This window comes from Armatimonas sp., from assembly GCF_043760365.1.
Taxonomy (GTDB): domain Bacteria; phylum Armatimonadota; class Armatimonadia; order Armatimonadales; family Armatimonadaceae; genus Armatimonas.
The window spans coordinates 1-6,063 of the sequence record NZ_JAYUPA010000168.1 but is presented as its reverse complement, the minus strand read 5'-3'; the positions used below and the strand labels follow the sequence as shown (position 1 = coordinate 6,063).

Sequence of the window (6,063 nt, the reverse complement as noted above, 5' to 3'; positions counted from 1 at the left end):
AGAACAAAGATAATCCCCAGAAAGACCGCCGCCACCCGCAGGCTCAGCCCTGCCTGGCGGCGCATCACCGAGCGCAACAATTCCTTGTCGTTCATGCCTGGCAGGTTCACCGGGCAGGAGTGGAATTCCTGCCTCCGCTGAGGCCTTCACTGCCCAGTGGCACTCAGCTCCCGCGTCGCAAGCTCGGCCAGTGTCGTGGCTTCCCCGACCGGCACACTACTGCGAATACGAACGGCTTTGCCCTCTCGCGTGATCTGGAGCATAAATAAATAGAGAAATCGGTCGCTGGCGAGCGCACAGGCGGTGGTGAGTGGGTCGGGGTTGAGGCGGCGAAACTGCAGCTCGCAGATGAGCTCACGGCGCGTGGGAAAGTGATCGCAGGCCTCGTTCACCTGCGCACAGCTCTCCCTATCATCCTTGCGGCAGAGCACCACGGTTCCCCCTTGGCCAATTGCGGGCATCACCAGCTCCGGCGCGAAGATCTCCGTGGCAGCGTCGGTCAGCCCCAAGCGAGAGAGATCGGCGTAGCCAGCAACCACGGCCACCACTTTACCTTCGTCCAGCGCTGTAAGCTGGTCTTCAAGAGAGCCGTCCAGCATGAGGCACTCCAGATCGGGTCGTAGCAACTCTAGCTGCGCTTGCTGAAGTGAGGTGCCAATGCCAACCCGTGCGCCTTCGGGGAGGTGCTCCAGTGTCCCGATGCCTGGTGCGACCAGCGCCTCGCGAACATCGCCGCGCTCACAGAACGCAGCGGGCTCCAGGTCTGTGGGCAAGTTATCAGCGGAGACCACGGCAGCATCTGCCTCGCCTGAGCGAACGGCAGCGGCGGGGTCGGGGCAGGTAAGCACTGTCGCGCCTCCTAAAAGCTCCCCCACCCATGCCGCACGCCACGCCCCAAGAGCGTCGTGATGAACGGCAATTGTCACTTTTTAGGCCGTGCCCGCCAGCGCTCGTAGAGCCCAGACTGCTTGCTCGCCAGATTCACGGGCTTACCCGCCACAAATGCCTGCCGAACTTGCGTCATCACCTCCAGAATATCCCCGTTGGTAACAATCAAGTTCGCATCTTTGCCCATCTCGATGCTCCCCAAGCGACTGCCTGCCCCAAGAATCTGCGCCGCCCCGAGCGTGATGGCCTTGAGCGCCTCTTCCCGGCTCAGGCCAAACGCCGCCGCCATCGCCGCGTGCTGGGCCAGATTGCGTACTTTCTGAGAGTCACCGCCGGTGGTGAGGGCGAACTTCACCCCCGCTTTGGCCAGCCGAGCGGGAAGCGTAAAGGCGTCGTCGTAGGGCGCGTCCTGGCGGCGCGGTAATGCCAGTGTGGAGCCGAGTAGCACCGGGACACTCTCTTTGACCAGAAGCTCGGTGCACTCATCCGCCTGGCTTCCCCCGACAATCACCAGAGGAAAACCTTCTTTTTTCGCCCAGCGCACCGCCGTCTCAATCTCCTGTTTACTGTTCGCGTTGACAAAGAGCGGCACTTTCCCTTCCAGAACAGGAAGCATCGCCTCAAACTTCACATCGCGCGGGGTCTTAGGATTGGCGTTTCGGGCCACCTGATAGCGCCGGGCCTCTTCCAGGAAATCCGCGACGGCTTGGAGCGGATCGGCGGCAGGAGCTGCGCCCGGGACAGCAGCAGCGCCCTGGGCGCGGCGGCCCGCAAACGGCGGCTGAGCGATACCCGCACGGTTGGCCTCGTCGTCCGCAGTCTCGTCACAGCTATCGTCGTGGTGGTGCTCCCCGAAGCGCCGTCCGCCGCCACCACCGCCTGGAAGTGTGGCGAGCAAGCCCGCAAGGGGATCGAGCGACATCTCCTCCCATGTCCAGCCGTCCAAGTTGATCAGTGCTCCCATCCCAGAGAACGTGGCACCGGAAGGCACGACCAAGGCGCTTAGAACTCCCTCCGCACGGGCCACTTTAATTGCCTCGGAGTCGGGATTGATCACGTGCGCCGCAAAGAGCTCGGGCTTGTATGTCCCCTGCTCGCTGAGATCCTGCGTCTCACGGCGCGAGTCAATCTCATTTGCGCCAAGGGTGGTGTTGGCATTAATTAGCCCGGGGTAGACATGCTGACCGGAGATATCTGTGGTCTTCGCGCCCGCAGGCACACTCATCTCGCCTGCCTTGCCTACTGAGAGGATCTTTCCGCCCTGCATCACGACCACGCCATTGGGAATATCCACGCCGCTGACCGTGTGGACAGTACCTCCGACTAGGGCGGTGATGGGGCCAGAGAGCGCCCCTCCTGCCCCGACCGGGCGTGGGGGACGTTGCGGTAGAACGTTGTTACTTTCTTGTCCACCCGCCGGGCGAGGGCTAGGGGGCTGGCTCGTGGTTCCTGCCAGCTCTTTGACCAGCCGTGTCTTCTCCACCGCCAGCTCTTTCCGGGCAGCAAGATCGGCCTGTCGGTCAAAGAGAAGCTTACCGTCCACAAATGTTTTCTCGGCCATCGAGAAGGGCGAGAGAGGGTCGCCGGACCAGAGAACCACGTCGGCGTCTTTTCCGACTTCAAGCGAGCCGGTCATCTTATCAATATGAAGCTGCTTAGCCGGGTTGATGGTCACCATTTTAAGCGCTTCGGAAGGCGACATATTGCCCCAGCGGATCGCTTTGGCCGCCTCGACATTCATACGGCGCGCCAGCTCACTATCATCGGAGTTAAACGAGACTGTGACACCGCGCTCGGTCATGAGCGCTCCGTTCCAGGGAATCGCGTCTATGGCTTCCAGCTTGTAGCCCCACCAGTCTGAGAAAGTCGAGCCGCCCGCACCGTGCTTAGCGATCTCATCCGCGACTTTGTAGCCCTCTAAAACATGCTGGAATGTTGCGATCTTAAACCCAAACTCATCGGCGAGGCGGATGAGCATCAGAATCTCACTGGCGACATAGCTATGGCAGTGCACCAGGCGCTTGCCCTCTAAAATCTCCACCAGTGCATCGAGCTGAAGATCCCGGCGGGTGCCGTTCGGGTCGGCCTTGCGCTTGGCGGCATAGTCACGAGCTTCGGTGAATCTCGCACGGATCACGCGCTCCACCCCCATGCGGCTGATGGGGTAGCGCGGCGTGCCGTCACGGGGAGAGCCGCTGTTGGAGCGGGTAGGGTTCTCGCCCAGCGCGAATTTTATCCCCTGCGGTGCTCCCTCAATTAATAAGTCCTCGGCGGCGTCCACGCCCCAGCGCCACTTCACGACGGCGTTCTGCCCGCCAATCGCATTGGCCGAGCCGTGCAGAATATTGGCCGCCGTGGTTCCGCCCGCAAGCTGCCGGTAAATATTCACATCGTCGGGGTTGAGCACATCCGCGATCCGAACTTCGGCGGTGACAATATTACTGCCCTCGTTCACGCCCCCGGAAACCCCGGAGTGGGAGTGGCAGTCTATCATCCCTGGTGTGACGTGCTTGCCCTGTGCGTCTATCTCGACCGTGCCACCAGGAACTTTCAGGTCTTGGCCAATCGCGGTGATCTTGCCGCCCTGCACCAGGACATCGGTGTCTTTGAGAATCCCGGCGGCGGCACTGGTCCAGACGGTCGCGTTGCGTAGGACAAAACTCTTTGAGGCCAGCGCGGGCGGCAGCGGCGGAATCATCCCCTCGCCCACCTTGGAGACTGTATACGGCTTCTCTTCCGCCCCTCCTGTTCCTGGTGACGGCGGTGCAGGAGCGACAGCCTTACCTTCCAGGGATGCAATCGCTTGCTCCACCGAGACACCTGCGGGCAGAAAGGGCTTGGCGGACTCAGGGTCGGCTTTCAGGAACTGCAGCGCCATCTCGGGAGTCACGCCGGGCGGGAGGCTCTTGGCAATATCAACCGTGGGAGCGCTACTCGCCCGCCCAGCGGGGGTTGGGGAGGAAGTCAATACGACGGGCTTGCCCTCCACAAAAACACGTGTGATTTTAGCTTTCGGAGCAAAGAGTGAGTCGCCCTCAACCGCAATCACATTAGCGAGCTTGCCCTCCTCCAGTGTCCCGACTTGCTTCTCGATCCCGAGCAGCTTCGCGGGGGAGAGCGTCAGGGCTGTCAGTGCCTGCTCTTCCGTCAGCCCGGCGGCAATCAGCTTGCGAGTGTTCTTGAGTAAATCGGCGGGTGAATTTGTGGTCAGTGCAAACGGCACCCCAAGCTTTGCGAGCGCGGCCGCGGCTGTCGGGGCGAGCGCACGGGCACGCAGGCTCTGGAGTGTCTCCGTGGACGGCTCCCCAGGCGTGCTAGGCGGCGTGGCAGGCAGATCTGCCGACAGAAAAACACTGACTTTGGCATCCTTGAGCTTCTGCGCCACGGCGTAGGCTTCCGTGCCGCCCTCGATAATCGGAGTCAGACCGAACTCCTTGCAGAGCCGCAGTACCCGCTCAATCTCCCGCGCTCCATTGGCCTTCACGATCAGCGGAAGCTTCTTCTCAATAACCGGCTGAAGTGCGAGAAGAGCACGCGGTGGCGTTCCCTTTCCGCCTTTAAACTTGGCATCGTAGAGCGCCTGACGGGTCGCGGCGATCTGGCCCATCAGCGAGCCGGGGTACTCGCCAAAGCCACCACGATCAAACGAGAGGTGCATCCCGATAGTGGGTTTGAGAAGAAGCTCATTTACCGTTACGGACTCGCCCAGACTGATTGCCGCGCTAGTGCCCTGAAGAAGCCCCAGCGCAGGAGCCGTGAGCGCAACACCAAACCCGGCTTGCCTGTACGGTTTATTGGCCTCCGCGTCGGGCTTAAAGAGTAGCGCCGCCGTGTTCTCCGCCTGAATGGCAGCCACGGGGTAGCGATCTCCCCGCTCCGATTTCACGGCCTCCGTGGGCATCCCGAGGCGTGTGGAGGCGTTGATCAGCCCCGGATAGAGTGTCCACCCCTTGCCTGAGATCACTTTGGCGTCCCCGGGCACTTTGATTTTCTCGCCCACGGCCTCGATCACCCCATTGCGCAGCACCAGTGTCCCAGACGCGATCACTTTCCCCGGCGCGGTGACAATCTTCGCATCCGTAATGGCCCAGACATTCGGGGCGCCCGGATCGTTGCCCTGCGCGTTAGCAGCGGCAGCTAGGCTAAGACTCAGAAAAAGTGCAGCGGATTTTCGCATATCAAAATTTCCCCAATAAAAAAGGGCTGGCGGTATTTCCGCCAGCCCCGGCATTTCTGCTCGGTATTCTACCTGATTATTTAATCGGCCCGACAACAAACGCGCCAACATGACCGCCCTTAATGCCCGTACCAACAATGAAGCCCTTGTTGTTGATGCCACGCGCCTGCACCAGGGTCCAGCCCTCACGGTTCTCAATAACATCGTTGAGGTCAATGACTTTCCCGCCCGACCAGAGCGCCGCGTGCGCCTCGCCATTTGCAGCCTCGATCACACCGACCACCTGGTTATTGTTATTAATTCCCAGTGCGAGCCCTTGCTTGTCGCCCGGCACAGGAAGAAACCCGGTCTTGCCATCCATCCAGCCCACCGGCTTGACCGTGCGGTCTTCGGTGACGCCTGCCCCGACAAAGATATCTTTCTCATTGGCGGACATGGGAATCGCCATCTGAACCCCACTCGGCGACGGTAGCATCCCGATCTTACCGTTCTTAAATGCTGCTGGAACCGGCCCGTTCTTCCCAATCGTCAGCCCGACCAGTGTCCCACTCGCATTGCCAGCCTGTGGCACAAACTCACCAATGGACTTTCCGTCACCCGGCTTGCCCCAGAGCATCCCCGAGAAGCCATTATCAAGAGCATAGACACCACGAATAAGGCCGAAATTAACCTCCTCAAAAGAAGCCGAGCCTTGGGCTCTAAACGTCGCCTTCTCGATGGAAAAGTACCCACTCCTCTGATTATCAAAAGCGACACCGGCGGCGACGCTATTGCCACTGATCGTGGTGGCCATCGTGTCGCGCTTGCCGCTGGTGAGGACGCCGGGTTTGTTGCCTGTCCAGACCGTGCCACGAACAATGTCCTCGGTGCCGACGATGCCGACGGCCTCGCCTTTGGCGTTGATCCCGGCGGCGGCGCTAAACGGTGCGCCTTTGGGAAGCGGCAGAAGACTGCCCTTGCCACCACGGACAATAAACGCCCGCACTTCGTCGTCGCCA

Annotated in this window: 2 protein-coding genes and 1 pseudogene; all 3 read right to left on the bottom strand. The window is 61.1% G+C overall.

The features are described 5' to 3' along the window. Positions 1-146 precede the first annotated feature (146 nt). Positions 147-926, bottom strand: a complete 780-nt coding sequence (locus ACH2EH_RS04200; protein ID WP_395139246.1) for a hypothetical protein — start codon at positions 924-926, stop codon at positions 147-149. Beyond that, a complete protein-coding gene (locus ACH2EH_RS04195; RefSeq protein WP_395139244.1) occupies positions 923-5,065 on the bottom strand; it encodes an amidohydrolase family protein in 4,143 nt (1,380 codons plus the stop codon). Before ACH2EH_RS04195 ends, ACH2EH_RS04200 begins: the two co-directional genes overlap by 4 nt. 76 nt (positions 5,066-5,141) lie before the next feature. Further along, a pseudogene (locus ACH2EH_RS04190) lies at positions 5,142-6,063 on the bottom strand (hypothetical protein); the annotation flags it as partial.

Excerpts from the sequence above, each read along its gene's own strand:
- ACH2EH_RS04195 (WP_395139244.1), bottom strand. The coding sequence starts at position 5,065 with ATGCGAAAATCCGCTGCACTTTTTCTGAGTCTTAGCCTAGCTGCCGCT.